General features: G+C 72.7%; 17 protein-coding genes. 7 read left to right on the plus strand and 10 right to left on the minus strand.

Annotation, left to right across the window (positions count from 1 at the left end; translation table 11 throughout):
• Positions 1-910: molybdopterin-dependent oxidoreductase (locus tag ACZ6JS_RS23340; protein WP_469300557.1), on the minus strand; the 910-nt coding region annotated here is incomplete at its 3' end.
• A gap of 290 nt (positions 911-1,200) precedes the next feature.
• Between ACZ6JS_RS23340 and ACZ6JS_RS23345 the strand changes: the two genes are divergently transcribed.
• Positions 1,201-1,683 (plus strand): peroxiredoxin, encoded by a 483-nt coding sequence (locus ACZ6JS_RS23345; RefSeq protein ID WP_469300558.1) that lies wholly within the window; start codon positions 1,201-1,203, stop codon positions 1,681-1,683.
• Between the two features lie 120 nt (positions 1,684-1,803).
• Here the strand turns inward: ACZ6JS_RS23345 and ACZ6JS_RS23350 are convergent, their stop codons facing one another.
• The 4 genes from ACZ6JS_RS23350 to ACZ6JS_RS23365 form a co-directional block, all read right to left on the minus strand.
• A complete protein-coding gene (locus ACZ6JS_RS23350; RefSeq protein ID WP_469300560.1) occupies positions 1,804-2,703 on the minus strand; it encodes a hypothetical protein in 900 nt (299 codons plus the stop codon).
• A complete protein-coding gene (locus tag ACZ6JS_RS23355; protein ID WP_469300562.1) occupies positions 2,700-3,713 on the minus strand; it encodes an SPFH domain-containing protein in 1,014 nt (337 codons plus the stop codon). The genes ACZ6JS_RS23350 and ACZ6JS_RS23355 overlap by 4 nt, the downstream gene beginning before the upstream one ends.
• Positions 3,714-3,936: 223 nt before the next feature.
• Positions 3,937-5,136 (minus strand): DUF4241 domain-containing protein, encoded by a 1,200-nt coding sequence (locus tag ACZ6JS_RS23360; RefSeq protein WP_469300564.1) that lies wholly within the window; start codon positions 5,134-5,136, stop codon positions 3,937-3,939.
• A complete protein-coding gene (locus ACZ6JS_RS23365) occupies positions 5,129-5,518 on the minus strand; it encodes a hypothetical protein (RefSeq protein ID WP_469300566.1) in 390 nt (129 codons plus the stop codon). The genes ACZ6JS_RS23360 and ACZ6JS_RS23365 overlap by 8 nt, the downstream gene beginning before the upstream one ends.
• A 271-nt stretch (positions 5,519-5,789) precedes the next feature.
• On the opposite strand from ACZ6JS_RS23365, the gene ACZ6JS_RS23370 reads away from it, so the two are divergent.
• The 3 genes from ACZ6JS_RS23370 to ACZ6JS_RS23380 all read left to right on the plus strand — a co-directional run bounded on the left by ACZ6JS_RS23370 (position 5,790) and on the right by ACZ6JS_RS23380 (position 7,156).
• On the plus strand, positions 5,790-6,287 hold the full coding sequence (locus ACZ6JS_RS23370) for a pyridoxamine 5'-phosphate oxidase family protein (protein ID WP_469300568.1): 498 nt from the start codon (positions 5,790-5,792) through the stop codon (positions 6,285-6,287).
• 17 nt (positions 6,288-6,304) lie between these two features.
• On the plus strand, positions 6,305-6,832 hold the full coding sequence (locus ACZ6JS_RS23375) for a 2'-5' RNA ligase family protein (RefSeq protein WP_469300570.1): 528 nt from the start codon (positions 6,305-6,307) through the stop codon (positions 6,830-6,832).
• Positions 6,833-6,898: 66 nt separating this feature from the next.
• Positions 6,899-7,156 carry a hypothetical protein gene (locus tag ACZ6JS_RS23380; protein ID WP_469300572.1) on the plus strand — a complete coding sequence of 86 codons (258 nt, stop codon included), beginning with the start codon at positions 6,899-6,901 and terminating at the stop codon, positions 7,154-7,156.
• Here ACZ6JS_RS23380 and tpg read toward each other — a convergent pair.
• From tpg to ACZ6JS_RS23395, 3 genes are read right to left on the minus strand one after another with little or no spacing between them, the layout of a single operon-like run.
• Positions 7,135-7,689, minus strand: coding sequence for a telomere-protecting terminal protein Tpg (gene tpg, locus ACZ6JS_RS23385; RefSeq protein WP_469300573.1), 555 nt, complete (start codon positions 7,687-7,689; stop codon positions 7,135-7,137). The two genes, ACZ6JS_RS23380 and tpg, sit on opposite strands and share 22 nt — an antisense overlap.
• Before the next feature lie 58 nt (positions 7,690-7,747).
• Positions 7,748-9,832, minus strand: coding sequence for a telomere-associated protein Tap (gene tap, locus ACZ6JS_RS23390; RefSeq protein WP_469300575.1), 2,085 nt, complete (start codon positions 9,830-9,832; stop codon positions 7,748-7,750).
• Positions 9,833-9,856: 24 nt separating this feature from the next.
• The gene (locus ACZ6JS_RS23395) at positions 9,857-10,120 is read right to left on the minus strand and encodes a hypothetical protein (protein ID WP_469300577.1); all 264 of its coding nucleotides are present in this window, start codon (positions 10,118-10,120) and stop codon (positions 9,857-9,859) included.
• A 468-nt stretch (positions 10,121-10,588) separates the two neighbouring features.
• Here ACZ6JS_RS23395 and ACZ6JS_RS23400 point away from each other — a divergent pair, with 468 nt between their 5' ends.
• Together ACZ6JS_RS23400 and ACZ6JS_RS23405 are read left to right on the plus strand one after the other, a co-directional pair.
• Positions 10,589-12,130 carry a fused MFS/spermidine synthase gene (locus ACZ6JS_RS23400; protein WP_469300579.1) on the plus strand — a complete coding sequence of 514 codons (1,542 nt, stop codon included), beginning with the start codon at positions 10,589-10,591 and terminating at the stop codon, positions 12,128-12,130.
• Between the two features lie 470 nt (positions 12,131-12,600).
• Entirely contained in the window at positions 12,601-13,032 is a 432-nt protein-coding gene (locus tag ACZ6JS_RS23405; RefSeq protein WP_469300580.1) for a subtilase-type protease inhibitor, read from the plus strand.
• Positions 13,033-13,180: 148 nt separating this feature from the next.
• On the opposite strand, the gene ACZ6JS_RS23410 is transcribed toward ACZ6JS_RS23405, so the two are convergent.
• Positions 13,181-13,870, minus strand: a complete 690-nt coding sequence (locus tag ACZ6JS_RS23410; RefSeq protein WP_469300582.1) for a MerR family transcriptional regulator — start codon at positions 13,868-13,870, stop codon at positions 13,181-13,183.
• A gap of 187 nt (positions 13,871-14,057) precedes the next feature.
• Here ACZ6JS_RS23410 and ACZ6JS_RS23415 point away from each other — a divergent pair, with 187 nt between their 5' ends.
• A complete protein-coding gene (locus ACZ6JS_RS23415; RefSeq protein WP_469300583.1) occupies positions 14,058-14,555 on the plus strand; it encodes a DoxX family protein in 498 nt (165 codons plus the stop codon).
• A gap of 70 nt (positions 14,556-14,625) precedes the next feature.
• On the opposite strand, the gene ACZ6JS_RS23420 is transcribed toward ACZ6JS_RS23415, so the two are convergent.
• On the minus strand, positions 14,626-14,949 hold the full coding sequence (locus ACZ6JS_RS23420; protein ID WP_469300585.1) for an antibiotic biosynthesis monooxygenase: 324 nt from the start codon (positions 14,947-14,949) through the stop codon (positions 14,626-14,628).
• Positions 14,950-15,130 lie beyond the last annotated feature (181 nt).

The raw sequence follows: 15,130 nt of genomic DNA on the forward strand, positions 1-15,130 counted from the left end.
TGCCCAGGTAGGGGCCGCCGACCTCGTTCGACACACACGTCACGGTGATGTCCCGTTCGATGAGCGGGCGGGCCAGGAGCTCGTCGAGGGTGTGGATACGGGGCCCGGCGACACCCCGGCCGTGAAGGCGCAGCCGCCACGTTCCGGCGTCGACCATCGGAACGGAGAGCGCCGTGTCGACACGGTAGAAATCACGGTTGGGCGTGATGAAAGCGCTGAGGCCGGGCTCCTTCAGCTGGGCGCCGGCCGGGACCTCGGGAGCGGGAGAGGCGGGGGCGGGCAGGCGGAGGGCGTTGCGCGACGTGACGGCTCCCTGCCCACGCTGCGCGGACAGCACCTGGCCCAGCGCTCCGGCGGTGGCCGCCACGGCCGCGGTGGCGGCAGCGGCGTTGAGGAAGCCCCGCCGGCTCGGGCCGGGCCCGCGGCGGTCGGCTCGGTTCGGCGAGCCGGTGGTGTCGGCCCTGCCCGCCAGGAGGTGGAGCACCACAGCGCCTGCCACCGCGCCCGCCACGGAGGGCAGGGCGTCCGCGGTTCCGGCGGCGTCGGGGCGGCCCAGGGCGGCGGCCGCGCCGATGACCCCGAACACCAGCACGCCGGCCGCCGCGACACGCCGGTAGCGGACAGCGAGAATGCCCAGAGCGATCGCGAACAGAACCAGCAGGACGAGGATGCCGAGGCGGAGGACGAGTTTGTCGTTCTCCGCGAAGGTGCGGATCGCGAAGTCCTTCACCGCGGCCGGGGTCCGGTCGATGACCGCTCCCCCGACCACCGTCACCGGTCCGGCCGCCGGCCGTACCAGGGCGGCGGTCAGCTCGGCCACCGCCAGCGCGGTGACACCCGCCAGCAGGCCGGACAGTGCCCCGAGGCCGGCCCGGGTGAGGGTGGTGCGGAAGCTGCTCACGACGGGCATTCGGCGACACCCGGCAGGCGGATTGGCCTGTCACCGGAACGGCTGTCCCGCGGGCAGAGGTTGCCCCGGCCGTCCAGAGGCCCGCACGGCCGACGAGGAACCGAACGACCCGGGCCGCGGCCGGGTCCTGGCGGGCGGATACATCCGCGTGGAGCGAGCGGGCGCCTGCGGGACGAAGTACCCTCCCATGCACGCACGTCCGCTTCGAAGAACCGTTCGGACCCATCCGACCCACCGTGAGGTCGCCGAGTCCCACGACCGGCGGCAGCAGGAACACAGAAGGAGCGCGCATGCCCGGTACCCCGAAGGTCGGTGACGTCCTCGGCGAATTCCACCTGCCCGGCGGACAGCTCACCGGAGAGACGTGGCACCGGGGTGACTACAGCCTGGGCGAGCAGCGGGGCAACCCCGTGGTCCTCGCCTTCTACCCGGGCGACGACACTCCCGTCTGCACCGCACAGCTGTGCTCCTACTCCGACGGACTGGAGCAGCTGCAGTCCGCGGGGGCGGTGGTGTGGGGGATCAGCGCCCAAGACGTCGACAGCCACGAGCGGTTCGCGCGGGCCAGGCAGTTGCGGATGCCGCTCCTGTCCGACGGGGACCGGGCCGTGGCACGGTCCTTGGGCATCACCATGCCCCTCATCGGGCTGAGGCGTTCGGTGTTCATCCTCGACGCGGGCGGCCGCCTGCACTGGAAACACGTCACGGCCGTGGGCGCCACCTTCCCACCGGCCGCGGCCCTGGCCGCGCAGCTCGCCACCCTGCCCGCGTGAGCCGGGCCTGAGGCCTCGACGGCGAGATGGAAGCGGCCGGGTGCGGCGTCTCCGGCCGGCGGGCCCGCGGGTCCGCGGCGGCGACGGCGGCCGGGCCGGTGCTGCCCTCGGGCAACGCTCCTACGTCACCAGGTGCAGCGACGTTCCGGCGATGCCCAGCCGTACGCTCTGACCCCAGGTCAGCTCCAGGGCGTCGCCTTCCATCCCGTCACCGAACACCACGATCCGGTCCGACTCCACGGTCAGCTGCAGCCCCTGCCCCCGCCCCAGCTCACCGGCGACCTTGGTCGTTCCGGATGTCGGTGAGGGCCAGGCTTCCCGTACGAACCACAGGAGCCGCCGCTCGCAGGGCGCGGGCAGGTCCGCGGCGCTGCCGCGCTCCAACCAGAGGGAACGCAGCCAGCCGGTGGCGCCCGTGCCGGTGCCCACCAGCACCCCGGAGGACGCCTGGGCCTCGCCCGGGTCCGCGTCGCCGTCGGAGCCGAGGCGGTAGCGGGCCGTCTGGTGGCCGGGCGAGCCCAGGTAGATCTCGTTCAGGGCGAGAAGGCGCTGGCTGTCGTCGGCGATGGCCTCGACCATGGTCAGCTCCTCCCTCCGGCTCCCGGCGGTGGTCGCCGCGCGCAGCAGGGCGGCCGCGTCGGTGCAGCGGTGACGGACCAGGACCCCCGGGTTACGCCCGGGGTCGGTGTCGACGCCCACCACAGGCTGTCCGTCCAGGTACTTCGCGGTGTTGGCGACCAGCCCGTCCTGGCCGACCACGACCACCACGTCCTCCGGGGCGAACAGGAAGCGGTCCAGGTCGGCCCGCTCCACCCGGGAGGTGCGCCAGGTGAGCGGTACGGCCGCCGCCACCTCCCGCAGCGCGTGCCGCGTGCGCTCGTGACGGCGGAGCACCTCGTCGATCGACCGGCCGCGGCTCGAGAGGAAGAACGAGGCTTGCCCGTGCGTCCCGTGCCGGGCGAGCAGTTCCTCGTACTCGGTCCTGCGGTGCACGAGCACCGCCCGCGGGGCCAGGCTCATGTCCCTGCGCCGCCTTCCTGACGTCCGAGCCTGGTGAGGAGGCCGGTGAGGACGTCGGGAGAGAGCGTGATGCTCTCGATGCGCGGCAGGTTCTCCGCGAGCCGGGTCGCCGCCAGGGCGTGCAACGTACCCGTGCCGGCTTCGTCGTGCACGCGCAGCCAGGCGGCCTGGGCCTCGGCGCGTGCCGCGCCCGTCTCACGCTCCGCCTCGGCGTCCGCGCGGGCCAGACGGACCTTGCGGGCCGCCTCCGTCTCGGTCCGGATGCCGTCCGCGGCCGCCTTCTCCTCGGCCTCGCGGCGGGCGTTGGTGCCGCGCTGGTCGATGAGCTGCTCCTCGCGCCTGGCCAGTTCGATCTGACTGGCCAGCTCGTTCTCGGCGATGGCGCGCTCGCGCTCGACGGCGACGGCCCGCCGCTCGTAGGTGGCTCGGTCCGCCTCCTGCTGGATCTGCTCGCGGGCCGGGGTGCGCAGGGCACGCTCCACCTCGGCCTCGGGGCGGATCGCCACGACCCGCACGGCCACGACGTCGATGCCGGTGGCCGGGAGCCTGGGCTCGGCGGCGAGACCGTCGGCGACGCTCGTCCGCACGGAGGAGACGCCGTCCACGAGGGCGACGGCCAGCGGGGTCCGGGCCAGTACGTCCAGCGCGTGCTGTTGCGCGGTCTCGGTGAGGAGAGTGGCGATCTGCTCCAGGGGCGACCCGCGCCAGCTCCCGGTGTCCGGGTCCACGGAGAAGTCGAGTCGGGCCGCGGCTTCGGCCGGGTCACTGATGCGGTAGGTGACGGTGGCCTGCACGGCGACGTCCTGGAAGTCGGACGTGCGGGCGTGGAAGGCCATGGCCAGCTCCCGGTCGTCGACCGGCACTTCGGACAGCGCCGCCGACAGCGAGCGGTACCAGAAGCTGAGCCCCCGCCCGTCATGGACGAGTCGCCCGCGCCGGTGGTGGCGGATGTGGGTGGTGGGCGCGGAGCGCAGATGGCGCCAGCCGAAGCGCCGGGTGATGTCGGCCATGACGGACCCCCTTCATTTCGTCAGTGCGACGATAAAGGACCCCCGTCATATCGTCAAGAGGACGAAAAGAGGGGGCGATGCGGCGGTCGGGACGCCGTGGACGCGAACCCGCCGCCCCCGCAGGCGCCCCCGCGACCGGTCAGGGGCCGGTCAGGGGCCGGTCAGGGACGGCCGAGCCCGCCGGGTCTCGACCGCGTCTGTCATGCGGGGCCGCCGGCCGGGCTCAGGCCTCGAGGTTCAGGTCGAAGGCCGTCTGGACGTCGACGCAGACCACCTCTCCGGAGGCGGACCGGCCCACCCACACCGGGTGGACGCCGTCGCCGGCGGTGCAGAAGACCGCCAGGTCCGCGCCCAGGCTGCCGCCGTCGAGGTGCATCCCGGCTGCGGAACCGGTGAGCCCGTCGGCCTCCGGGGAACCCTGCCGGTTCGCCCGCTCGAGCCGGTCCCGCAGGTCCTGCCAGACCCCGGCGTCACCGAAAGCGCCCGTCGCCCCGTCCGTCCCGAAGCCGAAGGCCTCTCCCGCCCGGAGCCGGAGCGTGTCGTCCCCCGGCCCGAGCGCCATCTCCCAGGCCGCCACGGGGGCATCGCAGATCTGCAGCCGGACGGCCGCGACCTCCTCGTAGGACCCGTATCCCCTGTCCGCCACCTCGACCAGGGCCGCCTTCACCGGGTACGTACCGGGAGGCACGACCACCGTGATGTCCGGCTCCTCCCCCCAGCTCTGCGGGCAGGCGACCGCCAACACCCCGCTCGGCACGCGCACGCTGCCGCACGGGACCGGATCGAGAACCGTCAGCCCGGGAAGGCGGATGCCGGGCCGGTGGACCCGGTCGAAGTCGATGGACCCGAGCAGCCGGGAGGGCTCGCTGCGCCAACCGGGCGCCGCAGGATCCAGCTGTGCGGCGACCCAGTCCGGGAGCGAGTCCGCCACCGGGAGCCCCGGCCAGTCGTCGAAGCCTGGGCGGGCCGTCCACAGGTGCTCCTCGGCAACCGCCACGTCGACCTCCAGGGAGGCGCCCCGCATGCCTTCGGGCTGGTGCGAGATGCGCGCGGTACCGTCGGCCGAGAGGTCCACCGCCGTCCGGGGGCAGTGCACGTCGAACTCCCCCGTCCGCGCGTCCGGATACCGCCGCACGAACAGGCGCCGGACCAACAGCCGGCCCTCGTCGTCCCGCAGCCGCAGCTCGGCCTCGGCGGTCCGGCGGCCGTGCTCGTCGTACGCCCAGGCATCCACAAGGCCCGCCCGCCATGCCACCATCCGCGCCCCGAGGGGGACTTCGCGACCCGTCACGCGGTAGACCACCGCGTACGGAAGGCCGGCGGCATCCCGGGCGCGCGCCTCCTCGCGGGACAGGGCGCGAACACCGGTACGGGCCGCCGCGTCCCAGGACTCCTCGAAGGTCACGTATGTCGTCTCAGGCATCGGCGGTGGCTCCGTCCAGCTCCGGGAGCAGCTCGGGCATCCCCACGCGCGGGCACTCCTCGTCGGACTCCGGCATTTCCGGGCCGGTGCAGTGCCGGCTGACGGTGTGTCGGCGCAGCAGCCGTGACGGCTCGTCCAGCAGCCGCATGTCCACGTCGTGGGTACGGCGGCCCTGGGCGTTGTACACGCACAGCCCGACGTAGTGGTCCCGCCACGAGACGAGCCGGACCTCCAGCGGAGCCTCCCGGCCCGGCTCCCGGTACACCACCACGTACGGAAGTCCGGCGGCATCCCGCTCCCGGGCCTGCCCGGCGGACATCGGCCGCCACGGCGCACGGGCCTCCAAGTCCCACGCCCGCGCGTACCCCACCTCGACGACCATTGCCGCTCCCTGCTCCTGCGCCCCGCTGTGACCGTGTGCCGAGCTGCAAGGTAGCCGCCGACTGTGACAACAGGCCCAAGCGGGCCGCGGAGCGTAGCGGTTGCGCATCGTCGGGGCGCCACCCCAATATCGTCTACAACAAAACCATCTGCTACGGTACTTGTTGTGCGTCGGTCGACCGCAGGGGCGTGCGCTGCACTCCTCAAGCCGTCTTGCCCGCCCTCCAGGCCGCCCCACCCCCGTCCCACTCCGACCACCGAGGCTGATCCCCATGAGCGAGCACACCACCACCGCCACCGGCCCCGACGCCGGCACCGCCACCACCCCGAACGACGGCCCGTCCCCCCGCAGGCTCACCGACCAGGAGCTCTCCCAGCTGTTGAGCCGGCAGCAGTTCGGGGTGCTCGCGAGCGTCAGGAGCACCGGCCACCCGCACCTGTCCACCGTCCTGTACGACTGGGACGCAGGGGAACGCGTACTCCGGGTCTCCTCCACCGCCGACCGCCTCAAGGTCCGCCAGCTGCGCCGCGACCCGCACGCCTCACTGCACGTCAGCGGCCCGAACGTATGGTCGTTCGCCGTCGCCGAAGGAGAAGTCGACATAGCGGACCCGGCCGACGGGGCGGCCCCCGGCGAGCAGCCGCTCCCCGACCGGCGCGTGACCATCCTGCTCCGGGTCACCCGCCTGTACGGGACCGCCCTGGACATCCCCGCCCAGGACCGAGGGACGGCACACGCGCCGCTCCGACAGCGCGGGTCCCACACCTGACCTGCGACGATGATGCAATGCCAGAGCCAGGGACCACCGCCGTCGTCATCGTTCTGCCCGACGCCGCCCCACTCCTCGATGCGGCACGGCGTGTCGATCCAACCCTGGTGCGGTTCGGGGTGCCGGCGCACGTCTCGCTCCTCTACCCCTTCCTGCCGCAATCGGCGCTGACCGGTCAGGACGAGAACGACCTCCGTTCCCTGGCGGCACGTTTTCCGGCAGCCGATCTGCTCCTGGAGGACGTCGTGACGGCGTCCGGTTTCATCGCCGTCTCCGTGCCGCGACTCCAGCCGGTCGTCGATGCGTTCCGCGCCCAGTGGTCCGGGCTGCGCCCGTACGTCGGCCGCTTCGGGACGCGGCCCGCCGCGCATGTCACGGTCGCCATGGGCGCGGACGACCCGGCGGTAGCCGCCTGCGTCCGCGATGCGGTCGGGCGTCTGCTGCCGCTGCACACCCGTGCGGCGGCGGTCCAGGTGGTCGAGCGGACGGGGGCAGGCTGGCGGCCTCGGTTCACCGCGCCGCTCGGTGGCCCGGACGGACGGTGAACTACGCCCCCCGGGAGCGCAGGGGCTGCCGGTTCGCGGCGGGGGGTGCGGGTGCCCGCGGCGTGCGTGCCTGTCTGCCGCGACGATGCCCAGGGCCCGCGCCACGGCCATGCCGACGCGGACGCCGGCGCCGACGCCGACGCCGGGGCGGCCCGCACCTGGCTGTACGCAGAGGCCGAGGTCGCCGACACCGCGCACCTGACCCCCGCCCGGGGCGCCGGGCAGATCGCAGAGGCCGTCAAGAGTCGAGAGGACGAACTTCCGGCGCGGTTCCGCCTGCTGGCCGTCGCGGCGGCGGGAGGTCAGAAGGAGACGTCGAAGTAGTCGATGTCGGTGAACTCGACCCGGAGCTGGTCGGCCCGCGTTCCACCGTCCTTGAAGTAGATCTCCTGCAGTCCCTCGGCGACGATCGCGCGCAGTTCGCGGTCGTCGGCGCCCCGGGCGCGGGCGTCGAACAGGCGCTGGGCGTATGCGGCGGGAAGGTGCACGGTGAGGCGGCGGACCCGGCCGTCGTCGGTGGTGCCGACGGGGGCCGTGTAGCCGAAGCGGGCACGGGTCTCGACCGTGATCCCGGTGCTGGTGGCGGCCTCCTTGCGGCGGCGACCGCGGACCACGGGCTGCCAGCGGGCGCGTACGGCCGTGTCGATGCGGTCCGCGACAGGCCTGGGCGGCGTCTTCCGGTCGCCCTTGCGGTAGCGCTCCACCGACCGCTGGCTGACTCCCAGCTCCGCGGCGACGGCCTTGGTCGTCTTGAGCCGCTTGAGCAGGAAGTTGATCCTGCCCTTGAGGGTCTTGGGGGGCTGCTTGGTGAAGGCCTCCTGGTCTGCGCGGACGATGGCGTCCTCGATCTCTCCCACAGCGGTTCAGCTCCTCGGCGAGGGGGTCTCGGTCATGCTGCCCGAGCGGCGGCCGGCTCTATTCGCCGTCGTCGAGGACGGCATCGCCGCCCTTGATGTGGCGGGCGGGGTTGAGGCCCTTCTCCATCAGGTCGACCGCCCAGGACATCTCCTGGACCCCTTCCAGCTTGGCCAGACCGGGGGTGGGGCCGAGGCGGAAGCCGCCCATCAGCGGCTTGCCCGACGCGTCGTAGGGCAAGAAGTCCAGCGGCGACGGCCCGGGGCTGGAGTAGACGACGCAGTCGGAGAGGACCGCGAGGGGGTAGAGACCGGTCAGCTTCACCATGTTGGCGAGCTTGCGGTGCATGTTGACGCGGGCCTTGGAGATGACGGCGGCCCGGATGTCGGGACGCCATGTCGGGCGCTGCATGGCGGGCCAGGGGTCGCCGTCGCGGTAGCTGCGGCCCTGGGGGCGTTCGCGGAGCTTGCCGATACCGCCCTTGACCGTGGCTTTGATCGCAGCGAGGACGGCGGCCATCGCCGGGTCGGCCTGCTGGTGGACCTCCATGGCCTCGAGGAAGTCGGCGTCGGTGAGGTCGGCGGTGACGCCGAGGTCGGCGAGGGTGTCCAGGTAGGCGGTCTTCAGCCGGTCGTGCCAAGGGTCGAGGTACGCGCCGGTCTCGCGACGCAGATAGGCCTCGAGGGGGTGGATGTCGTGGCCGAGTTCCTGGGCGTAGGCGAGGGTGTGGGTCTGGTACCAGGCAGGTCCCGTCGGCCGGGTGCCGTCCGGGGTGAACGGCGAGGGCAGGCGGGGGTCGAGCTCGATGTGGGTGAGATCGGCGAGCCAGGAGCCGGGGATCTTCTTGTCGAACACCGGCCGGTGGAAGTGGTCCGGGCCGGACAGGCCCACCGTGAGGCGCGCGGACGCGGCGAGGAAGGCCGTGTTCAGATCCAGGCCGACCGCGTACGGCAGCAGGCACTCCTCGTCGGAGAGCAGCGCGGGGTCGCGGACCCACTGGTAGGCCTCCTCGCTCAGGAAACCCCCGCTCCAACCGGAGTTCACGACCACGGGGTGTTCGGCGATGGCCTCCGGCGGCGCCGGGTCCGTGGGCTGCGATCCGAGACTGCCCGGGTTGTGGCCCGACACCCACGCCCCGTTCACCTGAACGGCCTTCGTGGGCGGGCGCAGCGCGGTCATCAGCTCCAGTCCGGACACGGCGGTGGAGCCGCGCGGGGTGATGACGCGCCGGGCGTAGACGCCGAGGACACGGGCGATGTCGGCCGGATGCATGGCGGCGACGCCCGGCCAGGAGCGGGTGTCGAGAGCGTCCCAGGACAGGACCGCGAGCTGCACGCACTGCCGGGCACTGCCTTCGGCCTTGCGGTAGACGCGCGCCCACGGGCCGAAACCGCGCTGGGTGAGCTGCCACTTCGCCCTCCCGATCTGCTGCACGACCGGGTGGTCGTCGGCCAGGCGCAGGGAGCGTCGCTCCTCACGGCCCTCCAACCGCTCCGGGAGGCCGAGCTTCACGGCGGCGGAGGCGGTGAGCACGACCAGCGGGTCGGAGTCCTTGCCGTTGCGGTTCAGGCGCGCAGCGCCGAGACCGGACTCCTTCAGCGTCCACTCCACCAGCTCGATGACGGTGGCGGCGGGGCACTCCAGCACGATCCCGTCGACGCCGTAGGCGCTGCCGTCGCCGTCGAGGACGGCGAGCGGGCCGTGCGGGAACCGGGGATCTGCCGCGGTGGTGGGTGCGGCGGCGTTGTGCGCAGCGCGACGACGGGGGGTGTGGGCGGCGGGCCTTCCGGCGGACGGGATGGTGTCCGTGGCCGCCGCGGGCGGGTGGCCGGTGCCGGCCGGAGGCGGGGCGTCCAGCGGCGGTGAGGCGGGGGTGGGGGTTGGGGCCGGGTAGCGCTGGGCCAGGCCCTCGAGGAGACGGCGGTAGGCCTGGAGGCGTTCGGGTTTCGGCTCGGCACGTCCTTCTTCCCACGCCTGGATGCTGGGGATGCGCACGCCGAGCGCCTGGGCCACGGCGGCCTGGGTCAGGCCGGCCGCTTCACGCAGACGGACTCGTTCCGCAGGGGCCGGGAGAAGGTGGCCGGCTTCGACGGCGGCGAGGAGGGCGTCGACCGCGGCGAGGGGGTCGGAAGGCTGGCTGCTCATGGAAGGGGTGTCTCCTGCCTGGTCTTAGCGGATGCCCTGGCGGATCTCTTCGAGGCGGGTCACCAGGCGCTGGTAGCGCTGCGAAGCGGCCTGGGACGACTTCATCCCCTGGTGGCCGGCGATCTCCCGCCATTCCATCCCGCGCCGGCGGGCCTCGATGACGACTTGCGCCTCCAGCCGGTCGAGCGCCGTACGCATGCCCTCGAACAGGCCCAGGGCAGCGGCGACGTCCTCGTCCGAAGCACCGTGGGGCTGTCCTGCTCCGCCGCTCCCGACCACGGCTGTCAACACCCCTTCCAGGAAGGCGGCGTCACTCCGCAGCCCCTCCGTGAGGGCACCATCGGCGGACGGAAGGGTCGAACGAGCGTCATCGGCCGACGGCCGGCCCGCTGGGGCGGCAGGCCGACGGCGTGCGGTGGTCCGGGTGTCGTCCGACATGGCGTCATCCTATGCCACGACCCAATGGAACAATGTTCCGTTGTTTCATTGGGGCGTGCCCCTTCCACGAGGCCCTGGACCCCCGCCTACAGCACCGGACGGCCCTGCTCACCGCGCGGCTGCGCACCGCCGCGAGCCCGCCACCGTCAGGCCGCGATCGACATGGCGCGCACTCTCATCACCTCCTGGCGGGGCGAGCGCTCCCCCTTCGTACCGCTCCCCGCGACCCGCCTGTCGCCGAACGGCTCCTCTGCGCCGGGGGCTCCGCGAGCAACGGAATCACTCTTTCGCCGTGCCGACGACGAGCCACGTGCAAGGATGTCGCCCGTGACCGGATCGTCCTCCTCGCCTGTCGCCGAGGGCACGCCCCGCAACCGCGGGATGGGGCCCCGCACCGCTGCCGTGCTCGTGTTCGGGTCGTCGGCCGCGGTCCTGGTGGTGGAGATCGTCGCTCTGCGGCTGCTGGCTCCCTACCTGGGCCTCACCCTCGAGACCAGCACCATGGTGATCGGTATCGCCCTCACCGCGATCGCCGCCGGCTCCTGGCTGGGTGGGCGCATCGCCGACCAGGTCGATCCACGCAGGCTCATCGGCCCCTCGCTCGGGGTGTCGGGAGCGGCCGTGGCGCTCACTCCTGCCGTGCTGCGCACCACCGCGGAGTGGGCGCCGGCGGTGCTCCTGCTGATCGCGTCCCTGACCATCCTCCTGCCGGGCGCGCTGCTCTCCGCGGTGACGCCGATCGTGACCAAGTTGCGTCTCACCGACCTCGCCGAGACCGGGACGGTTGTCGGCCGACTGTCCGGCGTAGGCACCGTCGGCGCCATCGTGGGCACGATCCTCACCGGCTTCGTCCTCATCGCGCGCTTGCCGGTCAGCGGCATCCTGATCGGCCTCGGGACGCTGCTGGTGGTCGGCTCGGCGCTGGTCGAGTGGCGAACGCGCGGGTGGAGCAGCACCCCGGCCCTCATCGCCGCACTCGTGGCCGGCGGCCTCGCCACCACCGTCGCGCCCGGCGGCTGCGACACGGAGACCAGGTACCACTGCGCGCGGGTCGTCACGGATCCCGAGCGGGACGGTGGTCGCACGCTCGTCCTGGACGGCGTGCGGCACTCCTACGTCGACATCGACGACCCGACCCACCTCCAGTTCGAGTACGTGCGGGCCATCGCGTCGGTGGTCGATGCCGCCTTTCCCCAGGGTGAGCCGCTGGCCGCCCACCACGTGGGCGGTGGCGGGCTCACCGTTCCCCGCTACCTCGCGGCCACCCGGCCCGGGACGCGAAGCCTCGTGTCCGAGATCGACGGCGGGGTCGTGCGCATCGACCGCGACCGACTGGGTGTGCGATCGGAAGACGGAGTCGGGGTACGCGTCGAGGACGGCAGGCTCGGCCTGCGGAGGCTGGAGACCGGCAGTCGTGACCTCGTCGTCGGCGACGCCTTCGGGGGCGTGAGCGTGCCGTGGCACCTCACCACGGTCGAGGCGATGACCGACGTACGGCGGGTGCTCAAGGAGGACGGCCTGTACGTCGCCAACCTCATCGATCACGGCCGTCTGGCCTTCGCACGCGCCGAAGTAGCCACCCTCAGCGAGGTTTTCGAGCACGTCGCCGTCGTCGGCAAGCCGTCCGACATCGGCCTCGACCCGACCGCCGTGCCCGAGGGAGGCAATCTCGTCGTGCTCGCCTCCGACCGACCGGTCGACCTCCGCGCGACCCAGGCGGCGCTGGACACCCGCGGGAACAGCTGGAAGATCGCCACGGGTGACGACCTCACCTCGTGGATCGGTGATGCTCGACTGCTCACCGACGACTACGCACCCGTCGACCAGCTCCTGCAGCCCTACGGCTCTTCCCACAGGTGACGGGGACCGGGCCCGAGGACCTCCTGCGACCCGGACCGTCACGTACCGGCAGGACAGGGCCAGTTGCTCCGGGACCTCGTCGACCGACCAGCCGTGTCCCGGCGGAACGTGCTGAACTCCTCGGTCACCGCCGGCCGGTGAGGGATGCGCGCCCCCGCCTGCGCTTCGGGGGCGGTGGGACCGCATTCATCCCGTCACCCTGTACGGCAATGCGACGAACCGCACACCGCCGCCACCAGCAACGGGGCGCGTCGCGGCGGGCGGCGCACCCGGCTCCCGAGCCGCGCTGAGCCTGCAACGCGCCTCGCCAGCTGCGGACACCCATCGGCGATCCGATATGCGCACGATGTGTCCGTAAATCGACCCCCCATTGGCGACCCCCCTGGGAACCTGCCAGGCTCGTCTGCAGTTGCACGTCAGATCACAGGTAGTGAACCACAGTCAACTTTGGATCGAAGGCGAAATTTGTCATGCGTCATCACATCATCGCCGTGTCCACCCTCAGCCTCCTCTGCCTTGCAGGCACCACGGGCCTCGCGCAGGCACAACCCGCCGGGGCGCACAGCCCCTCCGCGATGGTCTTCACCGTCGTCCGGGGTTCCGGCGCCCCCACCGACACGGAAACCGTCGTGCGCGCGTCCACCCTGAGCTGCGGCTACACCGCCGAGGGCACCCACCCCGCCCCGAGGGCCGCGTGCGACGCCCTCAACGCCACCGATGGCGAACTGAACCGCCTCCTGGCGGCACCGGACACGTCGCGCGCCTGCCCGATGTACTTCGACCCCGTCACGGTCACTGCGGACGGCGTCCTGCAGGGCAGGCGCGTCGCCTGGAAGCACACCTTCTCCAACACGTGCGTGATGTCCGCGACCCTGAACGGGAACCCGGTGTACGCGTTCTGACACCGCACAGCCGACCGTCGGAGCCGGCGGATCACCGGGAAACAGACACCCGGCCCCACGGGGTCTGCCGGGGCGCCGAGCAGCGCCCCGGCAGACCCCGGCCGGGGCTCGGCCCGACGCCACTGCCCACGCGGAATGGACAACCTCCTCAGGGCGCGACCGACCCGCCGCCGAAGTGCCGGGACGACTTCGACTCCTGGGCCAGGCGGCGGAGGGCCAGCAGCGCGGGTTCGAGGAGTATCGAGACCAGAACGGCCCGTTCGGCCTGGGCCAGCAGGTCGCGCTCACCGCTCATCTGACGCACGTCCAGGTCGGCGATGCTGTCGGCCAGTCGGGCATACGGCAGCAGGCCGCGCCAGTCGATGTCCGAGCCGAGGTCGAAGAGCGCGGCCAAGACCTCCGCCAGGCTGTGCGCCGCCGGGTTGCCCGGGGAGACGTCCCACCCCATCTCGGCGATCAGCCTGCGCGCCTCGGCCAGACCGGCCGGCCCCGGCCCCGACTCCGGCGTCGAATCGACCCCGGGCCCCCCTTCGGGTCCCTGCGCGCCCGCGCCGCCCTCCAGGGTGGTCGGGCGTACGCCGAGCACGATCCCGAAAACCTGGTGCAGATCGCCCTGATCCGCGGTGATCGCATCCAAAATCTCCTTCGTCGCGCCGGCCGACAGGCCGCGGATCCCGATCAGAGTGCGGATGAGCCGAAGCCGGTGCACGTGGTCTTCGCCGTAGTCGGCCTGGTTGGACCCGGTGGCCCGCCCCGGGGGCAGCAGCCCCTCGCGCAAGTAGTACTTGATCAGCGGCACTTGCACGCCTGTGCGTCGGCTGAGTTCGGACACCTTCATCCACCCACTCCTCGTCAACAGATAGCGGATAACGCTATTATCCATTCTGTTCCGAGGCTCGGCCGCCCACCACCTTGCAGGGGCAATTCGCCATGCCCACACACCGTGACGGGCACGGCGTACGGCGCAGGCGACCGCCGGTTCCTCACCACGGCCTGAACGCGACCGACCGAAAGGGATTCTCCTCATGTTCGGCACACTCATGCTCATCGCCATTCCCAGCGTGCTGTTCCGGCTGCTCGGCGCGCTCGGCGCAAGACGGTTCACGACCTGGCGGGTGTCCGTGCTCCACGGCCTCGCCGTCATGCTGGTGTTCACGGCGAGCGCCCATTTCGTCCCGTCCGCCCTCGGCCCCATGCCCGGTCACCACGACCTGGTCGCGATGGTCCCCTCGTTCGTGCCGTTGCCCCGTCTCGCGGTGTACGCGACGGGCGTCCTGGAACTCCTCGGCGCCGCCGGACTCGTCCGGGAGGCCACCCGCCCGGCGGCCGGGCTCGGCCTCGCCGTGCTGTTCGTCCTGATGCTCCCGGCCAACGTCCACGCGGCCGTCGAGCACATCCCGTTGGCCGGCGAACCGGCGACACCGCTGTGGTTCCGGATTCCCGAACAGGTGGTCCTCATCGGCGTCGCGCTGTGGGCCTGCTTCCCGGCCCGGGTGGCCCCGGCACCGTCCCCGAGCGTGTAGATGCGCCACACGGCCGAGCCCAGGGCGGGGCAGCCCTCCCCCGGTCCGCCCGGGGCCGTCCCACCCCGAACTACCGTTCCGATCGAGGCGCGTTCACCGGCCCCAGGGACCCGGGCGTGAAGTGCCGTACCTGCAGCGGCGCCACGAGGTACTCGTCCTCGCCCGGCAGCACCACGGGCCGGCTGCGCCAGTGCTCGCCGGCGTAGTCGACCAGGTCCTCCTCGCTGCGCCAGCGACTGACGTACAGCAGGGAGTCCGGCGGCGCGAGCAGGACCTCGTGGTCCACGAGCCCCGGATAGCGCCCGGGGAACTCTCGCACCGCCGAGACGATCATGTCGCGGAACGCCTCGAACCGGTCAGGACGTACGTGTGCCTCACTCACCCTGATGATCACGGTCACCAGGGTGTCACGCACGCGAACGCGGCGCCACGGTCCTGCGCCCCTCTTGTGTGAGCAGCGAGCCGCGGCGCCGGCCGGCGACAGGACCGCCGGGCCGAGGGTCCTGCCGGCCGGAGCGGGGAGGCGTGGCCGGAGACCGCGCTCCGGCACCCCGCACCGGCGGCAAACGGCTCCG

Source organism: Streptomyces sp. NPDC046349, assembly GCF_055587885.1.

Coding starts and splice junctions, on each gene's coding strand:
- ACZ6JS_RS23345 (WP_469300558.1), top strand. CDS start 1,201: ATGCCCGGTACCCCGAAGGTCGGTGACGTCCTCGGCGAATTCCACCTG.
- ACZ6JS_RS23350 (WP_469300560.1), bottom strand. CDS start 2,703: ATGAGCCTGGCCCCGCGGGCGGTGCTCGTGCACCGCAGGACCGAGTAC.
- ACZ6JS_RS23355 (WP_469300562.1), bottom strand. CDS start 3,713: ATGGCCGACATCACCCGGCGCTTCGGCTGGCGCCATCTGCGCTCCGCG.
- ACZ6JS_RS23360 (WP_469300564.1), bottom strand. CDS start 5,136: ATGCCTGAGACGACATACGTGACCTTCGAGGAGTCCTGGGACGCGGCG.
- ACZ6JS_RS23365 (WP_469300566.1), bottom strand. CDS start 5,518: ATGGTCGTCGAGGTGGGGTACGCGCGGGCGTGGGACTTGGAGGCCCGT.
- ACZ6JS_RS23370 (WP_469300568.1), top strand. CDS start 5,790: ATGAGCGAGCACACCACCACCGCCACCGGCCCCGACGCCGGCACCGCC.
- ACZ6JS_RS23375 (WP_469300570.1), top strand. CDS start 6,305: ATGCCAGAGCCAGGGACCACCGCCGTCGTCATCGTTCTGCCCGACGCC.
- tap (WP_469300575.1), bottom strand. CDS start 9,832: ATGAGCAGCCAGCCTTCCGACCCCCTCGCCGCGGTCGACGCCCTCCTC.
- ACZ6JS_RS23400 (WP_469300579.1), top strand. CDS start 10,589: ATGTCGCCCGTGACCGGATCGTCCTCCTCGCCTGTCGCCGAGGGCACG.
- ACZ6JS_RS23405 (WP_469300580.1), top strand. CDS start 12,601: ATGCGTCATCACATCATCGCCGTGTCCACCCTCAGCCTCCTCTGCCTT.
- ACZ6JS_RS23410 (WP_469300582.1), bottom strand. CDS start 13,870: ATGAAGGTGTCCGAACTCAGCCGACGCACAGGCGTGCAAGTGCCGCTG.
- ACZ6JS_RS23415 (WP_469300583.1), top strand. CDS start 14,058: ATGTTCGGCACACTCATGCTCATCGCCATTCCCAGCGTGCTGTTCCGG.